At 65.9% G+C, this 21,286-nt stretch carries 20 protein-coding genes; 6 read left to right on the top strand and 14 right to left on the bottom strand.

The genetic code is table 11. The features are described 5' to 3' along the window. Positions 1 to 25 precede the first annotated feature (25 nt). From IVA93_RS25460 to IVA93_RS25445, 4 genes are all read right to left on the bottom strand, one after another. Complete coding sequence (locus IVA93_RS25460; protein WP_247371019.1) at positions 26 to 583, bottom strand: AAA family ATPase; 558 nt, start codon at positions 581 to 583, stop codon at positions 26 to 28. 24 nt (positions 584 to 607) lie between these two features. Beyond that, positions 608 to 2,038, bottom strand: a complete 1,431-nt coding sequence (locus IVA93_RS25455; RefSeq protein WP_247455150.1) for a TolC family outer membrane protein — start codon at positions 2,036 to 2,038, stop codon at positions 608 to 610. 186 nt (positions 2,039 to 2,224) lie between these two features. Further along, on the bottom strand, positions 2,225 to 3,004 hold the full coding sequence (locus IVA93_RS25450; protein ID WP_247371013.1) for an enoyl-CoA hydratase: 780 nt from the start codon (positions 3,002 to 3,004) through the stop codon (positions 2,225 to 2,227). A 162-nt stretch (positions 3,005 to 3,166) separates the two neighbouring features. After that, positions 3,167 to 3,823, bottom strand: coding sequence for a hypothetical protein (locus IVA93_RS25445; protein ID WP_247371009.1), 657 nt, complete (start codon positions 3,821 to 3,823; stop codon positions 3,167 to 3,169). Between the two features lie 293 nt (positions 3,824 to 4,116). On the opposite strand from IVA93_RS25445, the gene IVA93_RS25440 reads away from it, so the two are divergent. Both IVA93_RS25440 and IVA93_RS25435 read left to right on the top strand, forming a co-directional pair. Continuing rightward, positions 4,117 to 4,662, top strand: a complete 546-nt coding sequence (locus IVA93_RS25440) for a sigma-70 family RNA polymerase sigma factor (protein WP_247371006.1) — start codon at positions 4,117 to 4,119, stop codon at positions 4,660 to 4,662. 2 nt (positions 4,663 to 4,664) lie between these two features. Further along, positions 4,665 to 5,303 carry an NrsF family protein gene (locus tag IVA93_RS25435; protein WP_247371002.1) on the top strand — a complete coding sequence of 213 codons (639 nt, stop codon included), beginning with the start codon at positions 4,665 to 4,667 and terminating at the stop codon, positions 5,301 to 5,303. A gap of 10 nt (positions 5,304 to 5,313) precedes the next feature. Here the strand turns inward: IVA93_RS25435 and IVA93_RS25430 are convergent, their stop codons facing one another. Further along, entirely contained in the window at positions 5,314 to 6,417 is a 1,104-nt protein-coding gene (locus tag IVA93_RS25430) for a DUF2336 domain-containing protein (protein WP_026233261.1), read from the bottom strand. A gap of 63 nt (positions 6,418 to 6,480) precedes the next feature. Beyond that, positions 6,481 to 7,638 (bottom strand): GGDEF domain-containing protein, encoded by a 1,158-nt coding sequence (locus IVA93_RS25425; RefSeq protein ID WP_247370999.1) that lies wholly within the window; start codon positions 7,636 to 7,638, stop codon positions 6,481 to 6,483. Between the two features lie 433 nt (positions 7,639 to 8,071). On the opposite strand from IVA93_RS25425, the gene IVA93_RS25420 reads away from it, so the two are divergent. The 4 genes from IVA93_RS25420 (at position 8,072) to IVA93_RS25405 (ending at position 12,205) form a co-directional block, all read left to right on the top strand. Beyond that, positions 8,072 to 8,641 (top strand): sigma-70 family RNA polymerase sigma factor, encoded by a 570-nt coding sequence (locus tag IVA93_RS25420; protein WP_007593582.1) that lies wholly within the window; start codon positions 8,072 to 8,074, stop codon positions 8,639 to 8,641. Beyond that, a complete protein-coding gene (locus IVA93_RS25415; RefSeq protein WP_026233260.1) occupies positions 8,638 to 9,333 on the top strand; it encodes a hypothetical protein in 696 nt (231 codons plus the stop codon). The genes IVA93_RS25420 and IVA93_RS25415 overlap by 4 nt, the downstream gene beginning before the upstream one ends. A 15-nt stretch (positions 9,334 to 9,348) precedes the next feature. After that, positions 9,349 to 11,055: a S8 family serine peptidase gene (locus IVA93_RS25410; RefSeq protein ID WP_247455148.1), complete on the top strand. Its 1,707-nt coding sequence runs from the start codon at positions 9,349 to 9,351 to the stop codon at positions 11,053 to 11,055. A 508-nt stretch (positions 11,056 to 11,563) separates the two neighbouring features. Continuing rightward, the gene (locus IVA93_RS25405; protein WP_018456886.1) at positions 11,564 to 12,205 is read left to right on the top strand and encodes a TIGR03809 family protein; all 642 of its coding nucleotides are present in this window, start codon (positions 11,564 to 11,566) and stop codon (positions 12,203 to 12,205) included. 27 nt (positions 12,206 to 12,232) lie between these two features. Here IVA93_RS25405 and IVA93_RS25400 read toward each other — a convergent pair whose 3' ends face one another. The 8 genes from IVA93_RS25400 to IVA93_RS25365 all read right to left on the bottom strand — a co-directional run bounded on the left by IVA93_RS25400 (position 12,233) and on the right by IVA93_RS25365 (position 21,282). Then, a complete protein-coding gene (locus IVA93_RS25400) occupies positions 12,233 to 13,603 on the bottom strand; it encodes a TIGR03808 family TAT-translocated repetitive protein (protein WP_018456885.1) in 1,371 nt (456 codons plus the stop codon). A gap of 103 nt (positions 13,604 to 13,706) precedes the next feature. Then, positions 13,707 to 14,360, bottom strand: a complete 654-nt coding sequence (locus tag IVA93_RS25395; RefSeq protein WP_247370989.1) for a pyroglutamyl-peptidase I — start codon at positions 14,358 to 14,360, stop codon at positions 13,707 to 13,709. Further along, positions 14,357 to 15,346 (bottom strand): methylmalonyl Co-A mutase-associated GTPase MeaB, encoded by a 990-nt coding sequence (gene meaB, locus IVA93_RS25390; RefSeq protein ID WP_247370986.1) that lies wholly within the window; start codon positions 15,344 to 15,346, stop codon positions 14,357 to 14,359. The genes IVA93_RS25395 and meaB overlap by 4 nt, the downstream gene beginning before the upstream one ends. Positions 15,347 to 15,397: 51 nt before the next feature. After that, complete coding sequence (locus IVA93_RS25385; RefSeq protein WP_027569048.1) at positions 15,398 to 16,912, bottom strand: tripartite tricarboxylate transporter permease; 1,515 nt, start codon at positions 16,910 to 16,912, stop codon at positions 15,398 to 15,400. 4 nt (positions 16,913 to 16,916) lie between these two features. Continuing rightward, complete coding sequence (locus IVA93_RS25380) at positions 16,917 to 17,411, bottom strand: tripartite tricarboxylate transporter TctB family protein (RefSeq protein ID WP_247370982.1); 495 nt, start codon at positions 17,409 to 17,411, stop codon at positions 16,917 to 16,919. Between the two features lie 173 nt (positions 17,412 to 17,584). After that, the gene (locus IVA93_RS25375; RefSeq protein WP_247370977.1) at positions 17,585 to 18,577 is read right to left on the bottom strand and encodes a tripartite tricarboxylate transporter substrate binding protein; all 993 of its coding nucleotides are present in this window, start codon (positions 18,575 to 18,577) and stop codon (positions 17,585 to 17,587) included. Positions 18,578 to 18,943: 366 nt separating this feature from the next. After that, a complete protein-coding gene (gene scpA / locus IVA93_RS25370; protein WP_085362363.1) occupies positions 18,944 to 21,100 on the bottom strand; it encodes a methylmalonyl-CoA mutase in 2,157 nt (718 codons plus the stop codon). Continuing rightward, positions 21,097 to 21,282, bottom strand: coding sequence for a hypothetical protein (locus IVA93_RS25365; protein WP_018456878.1), 186 nt, complete (start codon positions 21,280 to 21,282; stop codon positions 21,097 to 21,099). The genes scpA and IVA93_RS25365 overlap by 4 nt, the downstream gene beginning before the upstream one ends. Between the last annotated feature and the right edge of the window lie 4 nt (positions 21,283 to 21,286).

Below are 21,286 nucleotides of genomic sequence, written 5' to 3'. Positions count from 1 at the left end.
GCAGTGGCATCGTGACAGTATCACATCAGCCCGGCAGCCGCTGCGCTTCGCTGCATAGCTGCTCGACGAGGTCCGCAAGCAGGCGTGAGCCGTCGACGCGCACGACCGGGCAGGGCAGCTTCGCGAGCCACGCCTCATCTCTTGCGAGACTGCGACCCTCGCGATCGCCGGCTTCGTAGTGCGAGGCCCAGTCGACGAACGACTCCGCCTCCTCATGACGCCAGCCGCCCTGTGCGACGGCATCCGCTCCGAAATGCGTAGCCTCGCGGTCACGCAGGCGCTGCAAGCGAAGCTCGCGCGGCGTCGTCACAAAGACGACGAGATCGAAGAATGGGATGAACTCGTCGCCCCAGCCGGTGACCGTTCCGCTCAGCACCCAATCGAGCCGCGGCAGAAACATCTCGCGCATCAGGCGCAGACGCTCGGCAGCGGGGCGCGTGGTCTGGTAGGGCGGCGCCGTCGGCAGCCAGAAATAATCATCGCTGTCGTGATGCGGCAGCGCAAGCCGGCTCGCGAGCGCGCGGCCGATCGTCGTCGCGCCGGAGCCGGAGGCTCCCATCAGATGGATGCGGCGGCTTTTCATCGGCACCAAGCCAGACGATTGAAACTACTGCCCCGATGGCGTGCGCAGGCCGTGCCAGGCGTCGCGGACCTGCTGGTAGTGCACCTCGGGCAGATAGTCCGGCGTGTTCAGGCCCAAGGTCTTGACGTCGAGATGGCCGACGGCGCTGAGCAGCGTGTAGGAAGCGATCACGCGGTCGCGATTGGCGCCGATCAGGCGGGCCTTGGCCTGGATCAGATCGGCCTGCGAGTTCAGCACATCCACCGTCGTGCGCTGTCCGCCGGCGGCCTCGCGCTGCACGCCCTGGAGCGCGACGGTCGCGGCCTTCACTTCGGACTCCGAGGCCGAGACCGCGATTTTGGCGCCTTCATTGGCAACCCAGGCGCTGACCGCCGCCGTGCGCGCCTGATTGCGCACCTGATCGAGCACGAGCCGGCTCTGCGCCGTGATTTCCTTGGCCTGCCGGGTCTGTGCGGCGGCCTGGCCGCCGTCGTAGATCGGCACGGTGACATTGGCGACGATCGAGGCCTGATCTTCGGCGAAGGTGCCCAGCGTCGGGTCGTTGTTGCGGCTCTTGCTGGCGCTGCCCTGGACGCTGGCGCTCGGCAGCAACGCGCCTTCGGCAACGCGGATGTTGGTGGAGGCCACATCGACATCGAAGCCCGCCGCCATCACCGCCGGGTGCTGACGGATCGCCATCGTCAGCGCGTCTTCGCGGCTCTTCGGCAGATAGCGGTCGACGACTTCGGCCGTTCGAAGCTGCGACGGCGCATTGCCGATCACCTGCGCGTAAACCGCCTGGCTCACCGCCAGCGCGACTTCCGCGGCGTTGAGGTCGGAGAGCCCGCGGTTGAGCCGCGCCTCGGCCTGGGCGCTGTCGGTCGGCGTGACGTCGCCGGCGTTGAGGCGCCGCTGGGTGACCGAAAGCGTTTCGCGCAGGAAGGCGACGTTGGAGCGCTGCGCCTCGACCAGCGACTGGTTGGCGAGCACGTTGGTGTAGGCGGTGACCGCGTCGAGCAGCACGCCCTGGCCGACGTTGCGCAGCGCCTCGCGGCCCGACTGGACCTGGAGTTCGGCGGCTCGCACGTTGTTGGCGGTGCGGAAACCGTTGAACAGGGTCTGCGACACGGTGACGCCGATGATCCATGGCTTCAGATTGGCGGTCTGGATGGTATTGTCGGGCAGCAGGTTGCGCACCGATTGCAGCCCGGCGCTGAGGCTTGCCACGATCTGTGGCCGGTAGCCGGCGAGCGCCTGCGGCACGTTCTCGTCGGTGGCGCGCTGGCGCGCACGCTCGGCATTGAGTTGCGGATTGGTCTGGTAGGCCTTGGCGAGCGCTTCGGGCAGCGCTTCCGCCCGTGCGGCGGAGGGCAGGGCGCAACAGAGCGCCAGCGTGGTCCATGTCGCGAGCACAGGAGCCACGCCCGATCGATGCCGCGTCATCACGCGACCAACTCTGGCGGCACGCCCAATCATGTAATCCGCAAATCCCGGCTGTCCGCCCCCGCCGACGGCGGCTCTCTTAGCTGTTTAACCAGCCGAGGTCCCGCAGGCAAACTGCCGCGGGGGAAACCCCCATGTATTCCGTGCTTGTTGCAGGCACGTCACAGGGATTCCGCGGGAAAGCGGCAGAGCCTTACAACAGCCTGACCGTTTGCCTGCTCACCGGTTCTTGTTCACCGGCTTCCGCTTCTCGATGAACGCCGCCATGCCCTCGGAGCGGTCCTCCAGCGAGAAGGTCGAGTGGAACAGATTGCGCTCGACGCTCATGCCCTCGGCGAGCGTGGTCTCGAAGGCGCGGTTGACCGCTTCCTTGGCCATCGCGACCGCAGGCCGCGACATCGCGGCGATCTTCTCGGCCGCGGCCATCACCTCGTCCATCAGCTTGTCGGCGGGAACGATGCGGCTGACCAGGCCGCTGCGCTCGGCTTCGGCCGCATCCATCATGCGGCCGGTGAGGCAAAGGTCCATCGCCTTGGACTTGCCGATCGCACGGGTCAGGCGCTGGGTGCCGCCGATGCCGGGGATGGTGCCGAGCGTGATTTCGGGTTGACCAAATTTGGCGGTGTCGGCGGCGATGATGAAGTCGCACATCATCGCGAGCTCGCAGCCGCCGCCGAGCGCATAGCCTGCGACCGCGGCGATCGTCGGCTTGCGGCAGCGCGCGACCCGATCGCCGCCGATCGCGGCAAAATCCTCCGAGAACATGTCGATGAAGCTTTTCGGCTGCATCTCCTTGATGTCGGCGCCGGCAGCAAACGCCTTCTCGCTGCCGGTCACGACGATGCAGCCGATGGCGTTATCGGCTTCGAGATCGTCGACGGCCGCGGCGATCTCGCGGAAGACGCCGAAGGAGAGTGCGTTGAGCAGCTTCGGCCGGTTCAGCTTGATGATGCCGACCGCGCCTTTGCTTTCGACGATGATGTGTTCGAACGTGCTCATGCTCCACCCACGCTTTTGGTTGAGCGGGCAATGTGCCCGCTGGCGCGGTGGGCTTCAAGAGGCCGCAAAGCCATCGGCGCAAGGACGGCCGGAACACGCGGCCAGATGCGCGTTCCGGACCAGGTCCCGCGGGCCGGCGATCAGGCCAAAATCAAGCCAAAGTCACGCCATGAACATGCGCGCGGCTGAGGCCAGCGTCAGCAGCGTGCCGACGCCGATGAAGATTTTTCCGACCAGGGAGCTCTGGTCCCAGGCCGAGCTCTGCTGGCTGCTTGCCATCACCGGCGCCGGACGCGGCTGCGCGTCGATCACCGCCCTCTGCGCCGGCGTGTTGTCCTGTTGCAGGGCGCGGTCGATGTCGTTGAGCTGATCGGGTGCGACGACCTGGCTCTCGGCGTTCGGGGCGGCGGTATTATCGGCCGCGGCCTGGACGTTGTCGTTGGCCCGGCCCGTCATTGCGGAAGCGGCAGCCGCGGTCGGCGTATCGGCGGCGGCGAGTTGCGCATTGGCGTTGGCGATTTCCGGCGGCATCTGGCTCGAAGTCGGCGCGTCACGATTGTCGGCCTTCGTCTCATCGGCCGTTGCCGCGGCGTCCTTCTTGTCGGCCTTGTCGTCGGATTTTTCTGCCGTCTTGGTGTTGTCGCGGTGACGCGACGTGTGATGCCGCTGCTTGGTCGGCTTGACCGTGTCGGCCTGTTTGCCCGGGCTGTCCGACTTGCTGCTTGCGGCTGAATTCGGCGCCGCCTGTGCAACGCCCCCGAACAGCAAGAAAAGCCCGGCCAGGAGAATCAGGGCCGCGCGCCCGCTGGCTTTCATCATGTTGACGATCTCCCCAAATTCCGCCCGTCCCGGGACTGAACAGAGACCCTGGGGCGTGACCACAGCGGGGCAGAAAATGGGAATCTTCGGGCCACACCGGGCAAAAGCGCGGCAAAACCGCTGCCTTCGCAGCCGGCCGCGGGGTGCGGACTGGACCGATCGGTGTTATGAGCCGTCGCAGATCCTGACGGCCGCATCGGTCGCGTGGCCAAGCAAGATCACGAATTCGTGATCTGGCTGATGCCAGCGTAACAAACTGAAAGAGCGGCCGAATTGCATGGTGAGGGGCGCGCGTGCGCGGACGTGAGGACGAGTGGACCGGCCTGATGCGGTCGGCCATGGCAGGCGATGACGCGGCGTATCATCGCCTGTTGAAGGCGGTCGCGCCTGTGCTGCGCGCTGCCGCGAGGCGCGGCCTGGCTCGGGCCGGGCAGCCTCCCGACCAGGCCGAGGATATCGTGCAGGAGATTTTGTTGGCGGTGCATCTGAAGCGGCACACTTGGGACAGCGAAGCCCCCTTCGCCCCGTGGCTGTTTGCGATCGGCCGCAACAAGCTGATCGACATGCTGCGGCGACGGGGCAGGCGGATCTTCGTCAACATCGACGATTTCGCCGAGACCCTGCCGGGCGAGGCGCCGCAGGAGACCGCTTCGGCCAGCGAGGTCGCCAGCCAGCTCAATACGCTGCCGCAGCGCCAGCGCGACGTGTTGCAGTCGATCGCGGTCGACAGCACCTCGATCAAGGACACGGCGGTGAAATATTCGATGAGCGAGGGCGCGGTGCGGGTCGCGCTACATCGCGGACTTGCCGCGCTGACTGCCAAACTGCGGGACCAGTAGTCATGGACACCGATCAACTCATTCGCTCGCTCGCGGCCGACAACGCCCATCGTCCGCCGCGCGTCGGCGCGGTGCTGACCATGGCGCTGCTGGTCGCTGCGCCGCTGTCGATCCTGATCTTCGCCACCTTTCTCGGTGTGCGTCACGATGTGATGACGGCGATGCACAACCCGTTCTTCGACATGAAATTCGCGGTCACACTGTCGCTCGCGATTCCCGCGATCATCGTCAGCCTGCATCTGTCGCGTCCCGAAGCCTTGCTGCGTGGCTGGGGCTGGCTACTGCTGCTGCCGGTCGGGCTGCTCGCGGTGGCGATCGGTAGCGAGGCGATGATGGCGCCGGCCATGCCGATGACGATGCGATTGATGGGCAAGAATTCCAGGGTATGCCTGTTCGCAATCCCTGCGATGTCGCTGCCGCTGCTTGCTGGGGCCCTGTTCGGCCTTCGCCACGGTGCGCCGTCCCATCCCGCACTCGCCGGTGCGCTCGCTGGCCTGGTGTCGGCGGGCCTTGCCGCGACGCTGTACGCCTCGCACTGTACCGACGACTCGCCGCTGTTCGTCGCGACCTGGTACACGCTCGCCACCGCGTTGGTGGCGGCAATTGGGGCGCTGGCGGGGGCGAAGGTCCTACGCTACTAGCTTGCCGGCTTCACGCCGCCGGCGTCGCGCCCTGCTGCATGCGGTGGAAGCGCAGAACCTGCTGCGCCGTCGAGCTGCGCAGCGCCTCGTAAGCGTCGCGCAGCGTCAGCATGTCGGTCTGCGAGCCGCCTGAGAGCTTCTCGCGCAGGGCAATGATGGCGCGGACGCTCGACCATTGCATGGCCGCGACCTTGGCGAGGATCATCACGCCCTCGATCCGGCTTTCGATCATCATGGTCTCGGCGGTCTCGACTGCGACGCCCGCAAGCGCCGCGAGCCCCGCATTGGTCTCGTCGAACTTGCCCTGCTCCGCGAAGGTGGCGACCTGGAGCTCGGTGAGGCGGCCGTCCTCATGCAGCGACTTCACCAGCGCGCGCGCCCTCTCGGTCTGCCTGGTCATGCTGGCGGCGCGGATTCGCTGGGCCGCTTCCTGGACCACGCTGGACACGTCGTCCGCGAACTCGGGGTGCGCGGCCTCCAGCTTCCTGCGCACGGCCAAGGAGGCCTTTGCGACCAGCTTCAAATAATGATGGCGGGGCAAGTCGGGCCGCAGGCCGATGCAACTGGCGAGGTCGTCGTCACGCTCGGCGCGGGTCACGAGGTCGGCGAGACTTCCCTCCGACAGTTGCGCACCCGGATTGCTGACGGTCGATTGCACCACGTCCTCGTCGCCGCGGGTCACCAGCACGTCGGTCAGCGCTTCCGACAGCACCCGCCGTAGCGAGATCGCCTTGAGATGGGCTTGACCCCTGGTGCGCGCGATCTCGATCAGGATCTCCTCGTCCAGCCGTTCGGATTTCGACAGCACCGGGCCGGAAACCTCAATCACCTCGTCGAGCGCGAGCGTGCGGATGATCTTCGGCGGCGCAGCCGCGATCGGTGCGAGGCGGTCGGCGAGCAGCGCCTTGGCGGACGTCTCGATCTGCTCGATCAGGCATTGGAACACGTCATCGAACACACGAACGTGGTCGTCGGAATAGTCCGAGGCGTTGCCCACGAAGAGATCTGTGACGCGGCGCAGCGTCTCGACCCGGTGCGCGACGGTGCCGTGCGAGAGCGCGGTTTGCAATTCCTCGAGCAGATTCTCGGATGATTTGGCGGATTTAGATCTCATTGCCCTGTCCTGGCGCGTTCGGCCCGGCAGCGGCTTCGGTCGCGCCGGGAGAAAATGGATTGATCAGCTGGTTGCAATGCGGTTGCGCCCCTGTGCCTTGGCGGAATAGAGCGCGCTGTCGGCGCGCACGAGAAACGTGTCGGCGGTATCGTTGTCGCGCAGCGTCACGACGCCCGCGGAAATGGTCACGCGCATGCCCGGGGAGAATGCGCTCCAGTCCAGATCGGCGACGATGCCGCGCAGCCGATCGAGCGTGCGCGATGCCGCATCGCCGTCCGTCCCCGGCAGCAGCAGCAAGAATTCCTCGCCGCCGTAGCGGCCGAAGCAGTCGGCCGGGCGGATGTTGGCGAAAATGGTGATTGCGAAGGTGCGCAGCACCTCGTCGCCGACGGGATGGCCATGGGCGTCGTTGATGCGCTTGAACCAGTCGAGATCGATGAGTGCGATCGCGCAAGGGGTCGATGTCTGCCGCGATTTTTCGATCTCGGCGTCGAGAAGCCGCATGATGCAGCGGCGGTTGTAGGAGCCGGTGAGTTCGTCGAGCTCCGCCAGCTCCTCGATGCGCTGATAGGCGGCCTTCAGCTCGATGCTGCGCCGGTACAGGATCTTGCGCAGCGTGGCGCCGAACAGGCCGAGGAAGGCGCACTGGCCAATCACCAGCACGAAGCACAGCATCGAGGCGGCCCGTTGCAGCTGGGTCGTAACCGGCAGTCCGATTGGCAAGTCCGAGGCGAGGAAGACCAAGGCGAGCCCGCAAGTGGCGAGGCCCCAGGTGAGCATCGCCTGGCTCGATGTCATACGAAGCGTGCCGAAGGCGAAGATCAGAAACAGCACGGCAAGGAACGCAACTCCGACTGTCGGCACCGCGAGCAGGAACAGCAGCTGCAGCGACATATGCGCCGAGATCTGGAAGACGGTGAGGTAATGATCCTCGAACCGGTCGCCGAAGCCCGCTTCCGACAGCACGGTGTAGGTTCCGATGGTCAGAAGGCCGCCGAGCCAGAACAGTGACGGAACGCCCATGGAGATGACGCCGTCATAGGCGTAGAGCAGCAGGACGGAGGCGCCGAGCGAGTAGCTCGCCACCTGGCCGACATACATCTGGCGCCGCTGCCGGATCCGGCGCGCCAGGACCTCGGGTGCCGCAGCCGCGGTCGTCAGGGCGAGATCCGCGGCCTCAGCGGCATTCCTCTCGGGAAAGGACGTCGCAGCCGTGCTCATGGTCCCGCCCAATGGTGGATGTCAGCCCAAAAATCTACGTGGCAAGCCTTTAGGTTTGGTATCCTTCGAAACCGAATCCACGCTGTGCAGCGCAGGAGCGGGGACGTCGAGCGGCCGAGGAATTTGCCGGCCATGAGGCGTCGTGTGCGACGCGGTCGAGCCAAAGCAGGGCTTCGGAAGACATATGTCGTGCTAGGCTGCTAAGGTTCCATGCACGTCGGCTTCTCTATGCTGGACGGCATTGCTCAGGAAAGTGCTTCATTACTATGTTACCGTTCTTGAGCGCGGCGCCCAGCCGCGGGTGGCAAAAGGAAATTTCGCGTATGTGGGGTAGATCACACAGCCTCCCGTATGACTGCGGTAGGCTGAACAATTTTACCCCTCCCGTCGAACCGTCTGCCGCATCGACCCGACCAATCTTGCGAGACGGCCTTTGAGCGTGACACAAGCGGCTTCGGACGAGATCCTGATCGCCAGGATCGCTCAAGGCGACCGGCTCGCCATGCAGGTGCTGTACGGGCGGCACCATGTAAGGGTGTATCGGTTCGGCCTTCGGCTCGTGCGGGACGAGCAGGCGGCGGAAGACCTCATCAGTGAGGTATTTCTCGACGTCTGGCGTCAAGCCGGCAAGTTCGAGGGCCGATCCGCCGTTTCCACCTGGCTGCTGGCCATTACCCGATTCAAGGCCCTGTCTGCGCTTCGGCGCAGGAAGGATTTTGAGTTGGACGACGACGCCGCGAACGCGATCGAGGACACGTCCGACAATCCGGAAACGGCGGTGCAGAAGAAGGATACCAGTGAAGCGTTGCGGGAGTGTCTGACGGGCCTCTCGCCGGATCATCGGGAAATCGTCGATCTCGTCTACTACCACGAGAAATCCGTGGAAGAGGTGGCCGAAATCGTTGGCATCCCGGAGAACACTGTGAAGACGCGCTTGTTCTATGCGCGCAAGAAATTGGCCGAACTGCTGAAGGCAGCCGGCATTGAGCGAGGCTGGCCATGATGGCTTTGAGCAAGAAGATGCTGGAGCAAGAGCCCGGTGAAATTGAACTGCTGCTGCCGTGGCACGCCGCCGGCACGCTGAACCCGCGCGATGCGCGCCGCGTCGACGAGGCGCTAGCGCGCGATCCCGAGCTCGCGAAGCAATATGCCGCGATCCGCGGCGAGTATGAAGAGACCATTCATCTGAACGAGAGCCTGGGTGCTCCGTCGGCGCGCGCGATGCAGAAGCTGTTCGCGGCGATCGACGCCGAGCCCGCGCGGGCGGCCGGTTCGCTGCCGCTGTCGGCGCGCATCGCCACCTTCTTTGCGAGCCTGTCGCCGCGCACTCTCGCCTGGTCGGCGAGCCTTGGCGCCATGGCCCTCGTGCTGCAAGCCGGAATCATCGGCGCGGTGTTGACGCAGACCCAGACTGCGACCTTCCAGACTGCTTCGCTTTCGACCAGCGCTCCGATCACACGCGACCTCGGCACGACCGTCCCGCCAGCGCGCGCGCTGGTACGCTTCACGCCCGAGGCGCGCGTCGCCGACATCACCGCATTGCTCGACGGCTACCAGGCTTCGATCATCGGTGATGCCAAGGGCGGCATGTTCCGCCTCCAGTTCGACAAGGCGATGAGCCGTGACGAACTCAACTCGCTGCTTGGCAAGATGCAGCGCGAGAAGTTCGTCAACCTCGCCGTCGCGGCGCCGTAAGGCGCTTCCAAGCTGATGACGCGCAAGTCCGAAAGTGGAGTAAGAGCCGGGGTCTGCGCTTCGTCGGTCGCAGCCGCGCTGTTGCTCGCCGCCTGTCTCGGCGTCGAGGTTGCGCAGGCGCAGGCGATCATGCGCACGCCGACGATCAGCGTCCCCTCCCGAATGCCGACCATTTCTCCTGGCATCGCCGCACGCGTCAGTCCGGGCGTTGCAGCCAGAGCGGTGGCCGTCGGCCGCGGTCCCGGTCCGATCGTGACGACGAGGATTTCGGCGCGGATGGGGCCGACGCCGGTGCTGCCTTATGCGCGCTACTCCCCGAACCTCTATCCCGCCTGTACCGCGCCCGATCGCGACGCCGCCGGCGAATGCCTGGCGCAGCAGAACGCAGGCGGCGATGGCTCGGGCAAATCGGGCAAGAAGACCGCCGGAAAGCGGCGCGGCAACAACGCGCCCGTCGCCGCGGATTTGCGTACCTTCGCCGACGAATTCGTCGCCGAGATCGATGGCGGGCTGTCGTCGACCGAGGCCGACGAGCTTGCGCGTCGCCATGGCCTGACGCGCGTGTCCTCCGAGAATTTTCCGCTGATCGGGGCGACGTTCGGACTGTTCCGCATCACCGACGGCCGGCCCTCCGCGACGGTGCGGCGTGAATTCGCGGCCGACGGCAGCGTGCGTTCGGTCCAGCCGAACTTCCGCTACCTGCTTCAGGACCAGAAATCGTCGGTGCCGACCGAGGGAGATCCCGCGCAATATGCGCTGGCCAAGCTCCGCCTGCCGCAGGCACATACTCTCGCGCATGGCGCCAATGTGACGGTTGCTGTGATCGACTCCGGCATCGACGCCCGACATCCGGAACTTGCCAATTCCATTGCCGATAATTTCGATGCGCTCGGTAGCGCCGAAGGCCCGCACATTCATGGCACCGGCATTGCAGGCGCCATCGTGGCGCATGCCAAGCTGATGGGCAGCGCGCCCGAGGCGCGCATCATCGCCATCCGCGCCTTCGGCGGCACCACCGGCGGGGCCGAGAGCTCGTCCTACATCATCCTGCGCTCTCTGAACTATGCCGCCGAGCACGGCGCGCAGATCGTCAACATGAGCTTTGCCGGTCCCAAAGACGCGGTGATCGAGCGGGCCATCGCGGCGACCGCCGCGCGTGGCCTGGTGCTGATCGCAGCCGCCGGCAATGCCGGCGCGAAGTCGCCGCCGCTCTATCCGGCCGCCAATCCCAACGTGATCGCGGTCAGCGCAACCGACCAGCAGGACCGGCTGTTCACCGCCTCCAACCGTGGCAACTACATCGCGGTCGCGGCTCCCGGCGTCGATATCTTCCTGCCGGCGCCTGACGGCAAATACCAGATGACGTCGGGCACCTCGTTCTCGGCCGCGTATGTCTCCGGCGTCGCAGCGCTGCTGCTCGAGCGCAACTCCGCCTTGAAGCCGGAAGCGCTGCGCACGACGCTGGCGAAGACGGCGCGTGACCTCGGTTCACCCGGGCGTGATGATCTGTTCGGCGATGGCGGGGCCGACGCGTTTGCCGCGGTCATGGCCGTTCCCGCCGCCGGCGCGACGCCGGTCGCGGCCGCATCCGGTACAACAAAACGTGAAGATATCGAGAAGCGTCGCGACGAGCCTGGCATCTGCGCATTAGAGCAACCCTCGTTGTCGAGCACCGAGGATAAAGCCACGGTTTCTCAGGCGGATAGGCCGGCGACGCGATAGCGGCTGCGACAACTTTGCGCGCGGCGCGAAGGTTGAAAAATCAAACGCCGCATTGAACGTTCGGCCCGCTGCCACGACCAAATTATGTGGGAGCGGTTATCCCTCCCCATAAGTCATATCAGGCGCGAGCGCCCATCCACCCCAAGCGCCCATATGGCTCGACCCGTCCGGTTGTCCCCCCGGACGGGTCTTTTCTTTTTGGGCGTCCAATCCCTCGAAGCCTGCGCGAGATCAGCTTCCGGTTGAGAGATCGTGGCTCACTCATCGCCACTGCTCCGCCGGCACGCCGCAAGCGCGCTATGCTTGTGCGAAGCTTGACTCCAAAACCGCTTGAATCTCCGCACGACTACGGAGTTTGGCGACGAAAACATCGTCGTTGCTGGACAAGTCAAAACTTTTCCACAAAATATTCACGTCGCGTCTAAATTGATTCGTGTGCGTTGCGTCGCGTCCGTATTTTCTCCTGACGGGCTGATTTATGACACATCGCCAAGAGGCTATTCGCGACGTGGCTATTGGCCGCGACATTGCGGCACGCTGGTGCGCTCTCGCCGAGCAGCGGCTGGTGCATCTCTCCGAGATGTTCGAGACCGGGCGCTGGCGCCGCTATCACTCCGAGATCGCATTTCTCGAAAACATCCAGGAAGCGAAGCTCGCCGTCCAGACCTGGCGCGCCCTTGCCACCGGCGCTGACGTCGCCACGGCGGCCGCGAGCGTGTCGCCCGCATTCGGCTGGTCGCCGGCGACCATGCCCCGCATGTTTCCGCGCGAGCAGCAGGCGCAGACAGTGCAACCGAAGGCCGTGCACATCGTCCCGGAGACCGCCGTGCCGGTCAGGCTCGATCCCAAGCCGGGCGTTCTCGCCGACATCTCCGAAGCCCCGGCCGCGCGGGTCGCCGCGCCTGCCCCGATGGCACCGCTCCAAGTGCCGGCTGCCATGGCGCCGCCCACCGCGCCCGTCGCGATGACGGGGCCCAAGGTGCCGGCCGCGACGGCAGCGCCCAAGGCGCTGGCTGCGATGGCGGCGCTTCTGCCGCAGTTCTCTCCGCCGGCAGCCGAAATTGTCGCAGCCCCCGAGCGCCTGGTTGAGTTCACCTTCAGCCTCGACGGGCTCGAAGCGAAGTATCCACTGCTGCGGAACGCGTTCTAGCGTTCGGGAGGAGGCGAGCAGCGGCAGCTATCGCCGCACCGCATTCCCGCCGACCACCAATTGCGCAAACCGCTGGGCGCCGTCCACCGACAGATCGGACGTCACGGCGCGCGCATGATCGAGCCCGACCACGGCGCCGCGCGGGGTTTCCGAGATCATGTTGTTGTTGACGAGCGCGGTGCCGGCGCCGGGCACGACGGACACCCCGACGCCGGCCAGTGCCTTGCGGACCACGTTGCCCGTGATCGCGACGTCGCGGAGATATTTGCCCCAGCCGGCGACGATGCCGTAGGACGGCGCGTTCTCGATCACGTTGCCGGTGACAGATGAATCCGCCTCGATGTAGATGCCGATGCCGGCATCGTCATCCGGCGCGGTGCCGATCGGCCGCTTCGGGATCAGATTGCGGATGATGTTGCCCTGGACCACGGCGATGCGGCCGCCTTCGTTGAAATTGCAGACGGAGACGCCGACCGCGGCGCCGTCCACAATGTTGTTGGCGATCACCGCGGCCTCGAAAGCGAATTCCGAATAGAGCGCGACCTCGCGCACATCGCTGACGCTGTTGCCGGTGATGTGGATGTTCGAGGCCGAGTTGCCGCGCACGGCGGAGTAATCGCAGTTCTTGATGCGATTGCCGCGCACGATGACGTTGCCGGCGCGGAACGTGTTGATGGCGTTGCCGTACTGGCCGGAGCCGCCGGGGCCGGCCTTGATGTCCTCGATGCGGTTATCGGTGACCAGCGTGCCGTCATCGCCGATGGCCGTGCGCAGGATCTCGATGCCGTTGTCGTTGGTGCCGGTGATGGTGTTGTGGGAGACGCTGAGACCCCTGGCGTCGAACGACACCACTGCCGTCACCGCGATGTTGGTAAAGATGTTGCCCGAGATGTCGCCGGAGACCTGCTCGAGCCAGATGCCGCTGCCGCCGGAGCCGGTGATCGCGCAATCGGTGATGCGGACGTCGCGTCCGCCGAGGATCTGGATCAGCCCGCGCCGCGTCGGCAGCGGAATGCCGCCGCCGTCAAAGGTGATGCCGGAAAGGCCGATTGCATCGGAGCCGTCGCTCTGGATCGCCGAGGCCCCGCCGGTGAAGACGAATTTTGTCGCGCCGCGCACGCCGATCAGTTGCGCGCCGTTTGGCAAGCGTAGCAACCCACTGCGGTAGATGCCGGGTGGCAGCGCTAGCGGCATCTGCGCCCGCGCAGCCTCGTCGATCGCCCGCTGGAGCGCGCGGGTCTGATCCTCGCTGCTGCCGGGCCGCACGCCATATTGCGTGGCATCGCGGCCGAGCAGCGACGTCAGCGGCGCCGCACGCGCGGCGTCGGCTGGTATCGCGAGCGCGCCGGCGAGGCCTGCGGTCGATGCTCCAATGAGATGGCGGCGATTGAGGTCCATGACGCGTCCTCCGGCGGACGCGGGGGTCCGCAGCGGTTAGGTAGCGCAAAAACGGGACCGCGCCGCTGGGGCCGTGAGGATAGTTCGCGGTAGGGTTAAATGTTTACGCAGTCGTGTTCCGGGCCTTCCGTGCCAACTGTACCATCTCCATCAGCATCGCTTCCCCGGCGTCCACCAGTTCCTCCAGCGTGATCCGCGGCGCGCCCTTGCGGCGCACGGCGCCACTGCGCGCGAGCAGGGGAATATGGATGAACGCGGCGAGCTTTGGCCCGCCGCCCCTGACGTTTTCGATCGCGCGCCAGCTCAGGTAGTTACAGAGATAGGCGCCGGCATCGCGCGAGGGACGGGCGTCGATGCCGGTGAGGCGCGCGGCGCGCAGCAGCCTTGCGGTGTGCGGGCCGAAAATCATCGCGTCCGCATTGCCGGCGATGCCGCGCTTGCTCGAGCGGGTATTGGCGGCATCGGGCCAGAGCATGGTGACGGCGTTGCGGGCGCGACTTTCGATGCGCAGATAGGGCGTGCGTGCGGCGAGGCCGAACATCAGCAGCGCGTCGGGCTTCTCTTTCGCGAGCACCTCCGGCAATTGCCGGTCCACCGCGGCATAGGTGACCGGGAAGATGTGGCTGGAGATCGCGGTATCGTCGAGTGCGGGACGGCGCAATTGCGCCAGCCGGGCGACCAGTGGCTGGGTCGGATTGTAGTGCGCGCCGGGAAACGGGCCGAAGCCGGTGAGGAGAATGCGGAGCTTGTCGCTCATTGCAGCAACTCCAAAATCTTTTCGGCGGCAAGCGCCGGCGTGAGATGGCCGTCGGCGACCTCAGTCTCGATCTTCCGGACCTTGGTGCGAACCGACGCCTCGCTGCGCAGCCGCGCCAGCATGCGCTGCTCCAGCATCGACCACATCCATTTCACCTGCTGCTCGCGTCGCCTTGCGGCGAAGTCGCCGGATGCATTCATCGCCTTGCGGTGATCGATGACTTTCTGCCAGATCTTCGCGATGCCGTCACCGGTCAGCGCCGAATAGGTCTCGACCGGCGGATGCCAGTGCTCGGAGCGCGGCGTCAGGATGTGCAGCGCGCCGCGATAATCGGCGGCGGTGATGTTGGCGCGCTTGAGATTGTCGCCGTCGGCCTTGTTGATCGCGATCATGTCGGCGAGCTCGACCAGGCCCTTCTTGATGCCCTGGAGCTCGTCGCCGCCCCCCGGCAGCATCAGGGCCAGGAAGAAATCGGTCATGTCGCAGACCGCGGTCTCGGACTGGCCGATGCCGACAGTCTCGACCAGCACGACGTCGAAGCCGGCCGCCTCGCAGAGCAGCATCGCCTCGCGTGTCTTGGCTGCGACGCCGCCGAGCGTGCCCGAGGACGGCGAGGGCCGGATGAAGGCGTCGTCGGAGGCCGAGAGCCGGGCCATCCGCGTCTTGTCGCCGAGGATCGAGCCACCGCTGCGGGCCGAGGACGGATCGACCGCGAGCACCGCGACCTTGTGGCCTTGCTCGATGAGATGGGTGCCGAGCGCGTCGATGGTGGTGGATTTGCCGACGCCGGGCGAGCCGGTGATGCCGACGCGGACTGCCCTGCCGGTATCGGGCAAGAGCATCTGCACCAGCTCGCGCGCCAGCGCCTGATGGTCGCTGCGCCGGCTCTCGACCAGCGTGATGGCCCGGGCGAGGGCCGCACGGCTGCCGGCGCGGAGGTCATGGGCGAGGGATTTGATGTCCAGTGAAGGCTTTTTCTCAACCATGCCCTGCTTTACAACGCCCGCGCGGGGCAGGCGAGGGCCGCCCGCCCGATATCACCGGGATGTCGCCGCCACCCCCGTCCGCACCGGTTTCACCTTCCGCCACGCCCAGACCATGACCGGCCACAGCAGCGCCCCGATCGCCATGGCGGCGAGGATCGCAGCCACGGGGCGTTCGAAAAACGGCAGGATGCTGCCGTCCGACTTGATCAACGAAGTGACAAAAGCCTGCTCGACCATGGTGCCCATGACGATGCCGAGCACCATCGCGGCGACGGGATAGCCGTTTGCTTCCATGACATAGCCGATCACGCCGAAGGCGGCGACGGTGACGACGCCGAACATGTTGTTGCCGATCGCGAACGAGCCGACCGCGCAGCACAGCATAATGATCGGCATGATGGCGGAGCGCGGTGCCAGCAGGATGTAGGCGGCAACCCGGATCATGGCGATGCCGAGCGGGATCATCAGAATGTTGGCGATGATGAACATCAGATAGATCGCGTACATGCTCGACGCTTTCTCGGTGAACAGCGTCGGCCCGGGGTTCAGCCCCTTCATGTAGAGCACGCCGATCGCGATCGCGGCGATGGTGTCGCCGGGGATGCCGAACAACAATGATGGCACCCAGCCCGAGGCGATGCTGGCATTGTTGCTGGCGCCGGCCTCGACCAGGCCCTCGACATGGCCGGTGCCGAATTTCTCCGGTTCCTTGGAGAAGCGCTTCGACATCGCGTAGGACACCCAGGCGGCCATGTCGGCGCCGGCGCCGGGCAGCACGCCGATGATGATGCCGACGATGTTTCCGCGCGTCATCTGCCAATGGTATTTCTTGGTCAGCTTCCATTGGCCGGCCATGATGCTTCCGAATTTGCGCCGCGGCAGCGGCGGCGGCTCGGGGGTCAGCATCGCGCGCATCACCTGGGCCACCGCGAACACGCCCACCAGCGCGGGGATGGGCTCGATGCCGCCGAACAGATCGGTGAGGCCGAAGGTGAAGCGCGGCACGCCGCCGGGATTTTCGATGCCGACGCAGGAGACCAGCAGGCCGAGGAACATGCCGGCGATTGCCTTTACCGGCGAGGAGCGCGCCACCAGCGTCGCACACATCAGGCCGAGCAGCGCCAGCCAGAAATACTCGAAGGTCGAGAACGACAGCGCGATCTCGGCCAGCGGCGGCGCCAGGATCATCAGCGACAGCACGCCGGCGATGCCGCCGACGGCCGAGAACCACACGCCGGCCCCGAGCGCCAGCTCGGCCTGTCCCTTGCGGGTCATGGCGTAGGCCTCGTCCGCATAGGCGGCGGAGGCGGGCGTGCCCGGGATGCGCAGCAGCGCGCCGGGAATGTCGCCGGAGAAGATCGCCATCGAGGAGGCCGCCACGATGGTCGCAATCGCCGCGATCGGCGAGAGGTAGAAGGTGACGGGGACGAGCAGGGCGGTTGCCATCGTCGCCGACAGGCCCGGCAGCGAGCCGATCACGAGCCCGTACACGGAGGCTGCGAACATCGCGATGATGACCTCCCAGGTGGAGATCAGTGCGAACGCTTCAATCAGGGTTTTCAGCATGGGATCACCAGGGCGTCGGCAGCAGGCCGGCGGGAAGCGGCACGCGCAGCAGCTTGCCGAAGATCAGGTGGATGGCGAAGGGCGACAGCGCTGCGAGGGGCAGCGCCAACTTCCACTTCGCCCCCAATGCGGTCGAGGTGACGTAGACCATGATCGCCGCGGTGATGATGAAGCCGAGCCGGTCGGCCGCGACCACGTAGAACAGCAGCAGCGCCGGCGGCAGCAGCGCGCGCAGGCCGTAGAACTTTCCCTGCGGCGGCGGGGCAGCCGCTGCCTGGCCATCCTCGAGCGGGATCAGCTCTTCCGCCTCCTCGAAGGTGTGGCCGATCCCGAACACGATCGCGAGCCCGCACAGCGCAAGCCCGATGCCGATCACGAGCGGAAATACGTTGGGGCCGACCGGCTGCCCGGGCACCGGCGGCAGCAGCCAGCCGCCATAGGCGGCTGCTGTGCCGAGCACGACGAGAAACGATCCCGTGACCGAGTCGGGAAGGCGCATGGGAGGATCCTATGAGATTTCTTCTGCCTCGCCCCGTTCTTACGGGGAGAGGGTTGGGGTGAGGGGCTGCGTCCACGATGGCGGTGAAGCTGGACTCGCGGAGACTCCCCTCACCCGAATTTGGGCTGCGCTCAAATTCAATCTCTCCCCGCAAGCGGGGAGAGATGACAAACTCACGCCTTGCTCAGACCCGCCGCCTTCATCGCTTCGCCCATCTGAGCGTCCCCCTTATCCATGAAGCTTGCGAACTGACCGGCATCGCCCCACACCGTGCCGAAGCCGCGATTGCCCATGAAGTCCTTGAACTCGGCGGAGTCATAGACCTTCTTCAGCGCCGCGGTGAGCTTCGTTGCGATCTCCGGCGGCAGGTTCTTCGGCGCGCCGATGCCGCGCCAGGCGCCGGTCGCGTAGTCGATGCCCATCGCCTCCTTCAGCGTCGGCACGTCCTTGAAGATCGGATTTCGCGCCGGGGCCATGATGGCGAGGCTCCTGGCCTTGCCGGCCTCGATGATGGCGCGGGCTTCCGGCACCGAGCAGGTGGTGAGGTCGAGGCCGCCGGCGGCGAGGTCCTGCATCGCGGGTGCGGCGCCATTCGACGGCACCCAGGCGACCTGGTTGGCGGGCAGGCCCATCGCCTGCATCCAGCCGACCAGCGCGAGATGCCAGATGCCGCCCTGGCCAGTGCCGGAGGCCTTGAACTTGCCGGGAGGGGCCGCCTTGATGGCTTCCGCGAGTTCCTTCACCGTCTTATAAGGCGAGGAGGAGGAGACCTGGATGCCCGGGGGATCTTCGTTCATCAGCGCCAGCGGGGTGTAGCTCTTCGGCGCCAACTCCGTCAGCCCCTGCCAGTGCATCATCGAGATTTCGACGGTGAGCATGCCGATGGTGTAGCCATCGGGCTGCGCGGTAGCGATCGCGGTATGGCCGACGACGCCGGAGCCGCCGGTGCGATTGACCACGTTGAAGGGCTGGCCGAGATCCTTCTCCAACAGCGCTGCGACAATGCGCGCAGTCGCGTCGGTGCCGCCACCCGCGCCCCAGGGCACGATCACGGTGACGGGCCGCGCCGGATAGGCTTGTGCAAGTGCGGGTGTGAGGCCGAATGCGGCGGATGCCGCGACTGCGGCAGATGAAGCCGCAAAGGTGCGGCGCGTAATCTTGGACATGAATGCCTCCCAGCGGCGCCCATGATTTCGGGCGCTCTTGTCAATGGCGACATTCTAGTCGGCTTTGCAGCGCGGCTGCAAGGTAGCGCTACCAGCGCTCTGCGGGCAACGCGGCCCTCATGCGTGGAATAGTGGAAGGCGAGGCCGGGAGTCTTGCCCGCCTCGGTTGAGGACGCAAACGTCACCGCGCCCATCTGAGCAGGCTCCGCTTCAATTCCGCGAACCAGTCGTCGCAGTCGCGCTCGCATCGCGCTTCATCTTTGCGACCATGAGCGATGCAGTCACCCCCTTCACCATTGCGGTCATGGCGGCGTCGTTGTCGGCGGTCTCGGTGAAGAATGGGCGGATTGCCGAGCGGCGGCCGAATTACTCTGCCGCCTCGCTATGCCCGAGCCGGGCGTTCAGCTTGCGGATCAGCTCCTCGGCCGCGTCCGCGATCACCGTGCCCGGCGGGAAGATGGCTTCCGCGCCGGCCGCGTAGAGCGCATCGTAATCCTGTGGCGGCACCACGCCGCCGACGATGATCATGATGTCGTCGCGGCCCTGCTTCTTCAGCGCGGCCTTGAGCTCCGGCACTGCGGTGAGGTGGGCGGCGGCAAGCGAGGAGACGCCGAGGATGTGGACGTCGTTCTCGACCGCTTGGCGCGCGGCTTCGTCGGCGGTCGCGAACAGCGGCCCAATGTCGACGTCGAAGCCGATATCGGCGAAGGCCGACGCGATCACCTTCTGGCCGCGGTCGTGACCGTCCTGACCGATTTTTGCGACCAGGATGCGCGGACGGCGGCCTTCCGCCTCCTCGAAGGCGTCGATCAGCGCCTGAACCTTCTCGACCCGGTTACCCATGCTGGACGCCTCCCGCTTGTAGACGCCGGTGATGGATTTGATCTCGGCGCGGTGCCGGCCGAACACCTTCTCCATCGCGTCCGAGATCTCGCCGACGGTTGCCTTCGCGCGCGCAGCGTCGATGGCCAGCGCCAACAGATTGCCGTTGCCTTCGCCCGCCGAGCGCGTCAGCGCGGCGAGCGCGGCCTCGACGTCCTTTTGGTTGCGTTCGGACTTCAGCCGCGTCAGCTTGTCGATCTGGAGCCGGCGGACATTGGTATTGTCGACCTTGAGGATATCGATCGGAGCTTCGTCCGTCGGCTTGTATTTGTTGACGCCGATCACCGCCTGCTTGCCGGCGTCGATGCGGGCCTGGGTCTTGGCCGAGGCTTCCTCGATGCGCAGCTTCGGTACGCCGGCCTCGATCGCCTTGGCCATACCCCCGAGCTCCTCGACCTCCTGGATGTGGCCCCAGGCCTTGGCGGCGAGGTCGCGGGTGAGACGCTCGACATAATACGAGCCGCCCCAGGGATCGATGATGCGGGTGGTGCCGCTCTCGTGCTGCAGGAAGAGCTGGGTGTTGCGGGCAATGCGCGCCGAAAAGTCGGTCGGCAAAGCGAGCGCCTCGTCGAGCGCATTGGTGTGCAGCGACTGGGTGTGGCCTTGCGTCGCCGCCATCGCTTCCACAGTCGTGCGCATCACGTTGTTGAAGACGTCCTGCGCGGTCAGCGACCAGCCGGATGTCTGGCAATGCGTGCGCAGTGACAGCGAGCGCGGATCCCTGGGGTTGAACGGCTTCAATAGCTTTGCCCAGAGCAGCCGCGCGGCGCGCATCTTGGCCACTTCCATGAAGAAGTTCATCCCGGTCGCCCAGAAGAACGACAGCCGCGGCGCGAAGCGGTCGACGTCGAGGCCCGCCGCAAGGCCGGCACGAAGATATTCGACGCCGTCGGCCAGCGTATAGGCGAGCTCGAGGTCCTGCGTCGCGCCGGCCTCCTGCATGTGATAGCCGGAGATCGAGATCGAATTGTATTTCGGCATTTTTTGCGAGGTATACGCAAAAATGTCCGAGATGATCCGCATCGAAGGCGCGGGCGGATAGATGTAGGTGTTGCGCACCATGAACTCTTTCAGAATGTCGTTCTGAATGGTCCCTGAGAGCTTCTCCGGCGGCACGCCCTGTTCCTCGGCGGCCGCAACGTAGAGCGCGAGGATCGGCAGCACCGCGCCGTTCATGGTCATGGACACGCTCATCTGGTCGAGCGGAATGCCCGCAAACAGCGTGCGCATGTCGTAGATGGAATCGATGGCAACGCCGGCCATGCCGACGTCGCCGCCGACGCGCGGATGGTCGCTGTCATAGCCGCGATGGGTGGCGAGATCGAACGCGATCGAGAGGCCCTTCTGTCCGGCTGCGAGATTGCGGCGATAGAACGCGTTGGAATCCTCCGCGGTGGAGAAGCCGGCATATTGCCTGACGGTCCAAGGCTGGTTGACATACATGGTCGGGTAGGGGCCGCGCAGATAAGGCGCGATGCCCGGATAGGTATCGAGGAAGTCGAGCCCGGCCAGATCGGCCTCGCTATAAGCGGGCTTCACCAGAATGCCCTCGGGCGTCAGCCACGGCTCGGCGCTGCCGGTCGGGGCGCCGGCGGCAGCGCGCTCGAAGGCGACGTCGGCGAAATTGGGAATGCGGGTCATTCCTTGGGATCCTCAAACCTGCGATTGCGCTCAATCAGCTTTTGCACATTTTTCTTGTAGACGGGATCGTCCAAGCGGCTCTGAGTAATTTGGCCGGTCCCAACCCAGAGCAGCCGCGCGAACAGCTTCCCAATCTTCCATTCTGCCAGACCGAGCAACGTTTGTCCGAGCAGCTGAAACATGGCG

Source organism: Bradyrhizobium sp. 155 (genome assembly GCF_023101105.1).
GTDB lineage: Bacteria > Pseudomonadota > Alphaproteobacteria > Rhizobiales > Xanthobacteraceae > Bradyrhizobium > Bradyrhizobium canariense_D.
The sequence above is the reverse complement of the archived record's forward strand: the minus strand, read 5'-3'. Positions and strand labels throughout refer to the sequence as shown.

Excerpts from the sequence above, each read along its gene's own strand:
- IVA93_RS25450 (WP_247371013.1), bottom strand. The coding sequence starts at position 3,004 with ATGAGCACGTTCGAACACATCATCGTCGAAAGCAAAGGCGCGGTCGGC.
- IVA93_RS25460 (WP_247371019.1), bottom strand. The coding sequence starts at position 583 with ATGAAAAGCCGCCGCATCCATCTGATGGGAGCCTCCGGCTCCGGCGCG.
- IVA93_RS25445 (WP_247371009.1), bottom strand. The coding sequence starts at position 3,823 with ATGATGAAAGCCAGCGGGCGCGCGGCCCTGATTCTCCTGGCCGGGCTT.
- IVA93_RS25415 (WP_026233260.1), top strand. The coding sequence starts at position 8,638 with ATGATGGCTTTGAGCAAGAAGATGCTGGAGCAAGAGCCCGGTGAAATT.
- scpA (WP_085362363.1), bottom strand. The coding sequence starts at position 21,100 with ATGACCCGCATTCCCAATTTCGCCGACGTCGCCTTCGAGCGCGCTGCC.
- IVA93_RS25435 (WP_247371002.1), top strand. The coding sequence starts at position 4,665 with ATGGACACCGATCAACTCATTCGCTCGCTCGCGGCCGACAACGCCCAT.
- IVA93_RS25425 (WP_247370999.1), bottom strand. The coding sequence starts at position 7,638 with ATGAGCACGGCTGCGACGTCCTTTCCCGAGAGGAATGCCGCTGAGGCC.
- IVA93_RS25365 (WP_018456878.1), bottom strand. The coding sequence starts at position 21,282 with ATGTTTCAGCTGCTCGGACAAACGTTGCTCGGTCTGGCAGAATGGAAG.
- IVA93_RS25395 (WP_247370989.1), bottom strand. The coding sequence starts at position 14,360 with ATGAGCGACAAGCTCCGCATTCTCCTCACCGGCTTCGGCCCGTTTCCC.
- IVA93_RS25400 (WP_018456885.1), bottom strand. The coding sequence starts at position 13,603 with ATGGACCTCAATCGCCGCCATCTCATTGGAGCATCGACCGCAGGCCTC.
- meaB (WP_247370986.1), bottom strand. The coding sequence starts at position 15,346 with ATGGTTGAGAAAAAGCCTTCACTGGACATCAAATCCCTCGCCCATGAC.
- IVA93_RS25380 (WP_247370982.1), bottom strand. The coding sequence starts at position 17,411 with ATGCGCCTTCCCGACTCGGTCACGGGATCGTTTCTCGTCGTGCTCGGC.
- IVA93_RS25430 (WP_026233261.1), bottom strand. The coding sequence starts at position 6,417 with ATGAGATCTAAATCCGCCAAATCATCCGAGAATCTGCTCGAGGAATTG.
- IVA93_RS25375 (WP_247370977.1), bottom strand. The coding sequence starts at position 18,577 with ATGTCCAAGATTACGCGCCGCACCTTTGCGGCTTCATCTGCCGCAGTC.
- IVA93_RS25410 (WP_247455148.1), top strand. The coding sequence starts at position 9,349 with ATGACGCGCAAGTCCGAAAGTGGAGTAAGAGCCGGGGTCTGCGCTTCG.
- IVA93_RS25455 (WP_247455150.1), bottom strand. The coding sequence starts at position 2,038 with ATGATTGGGCGTGCCGCCAGAGTTGGTCGCGTGATGACGCGGCATCGA.
- IVA93_RS25385 (WP_027569048.1), bottom strand. The coding sequence starts at position 16,912 with ATGCTGAAAACCCTGATTGAAGCGTTCGCACTGATCTCCACCTGGGAG.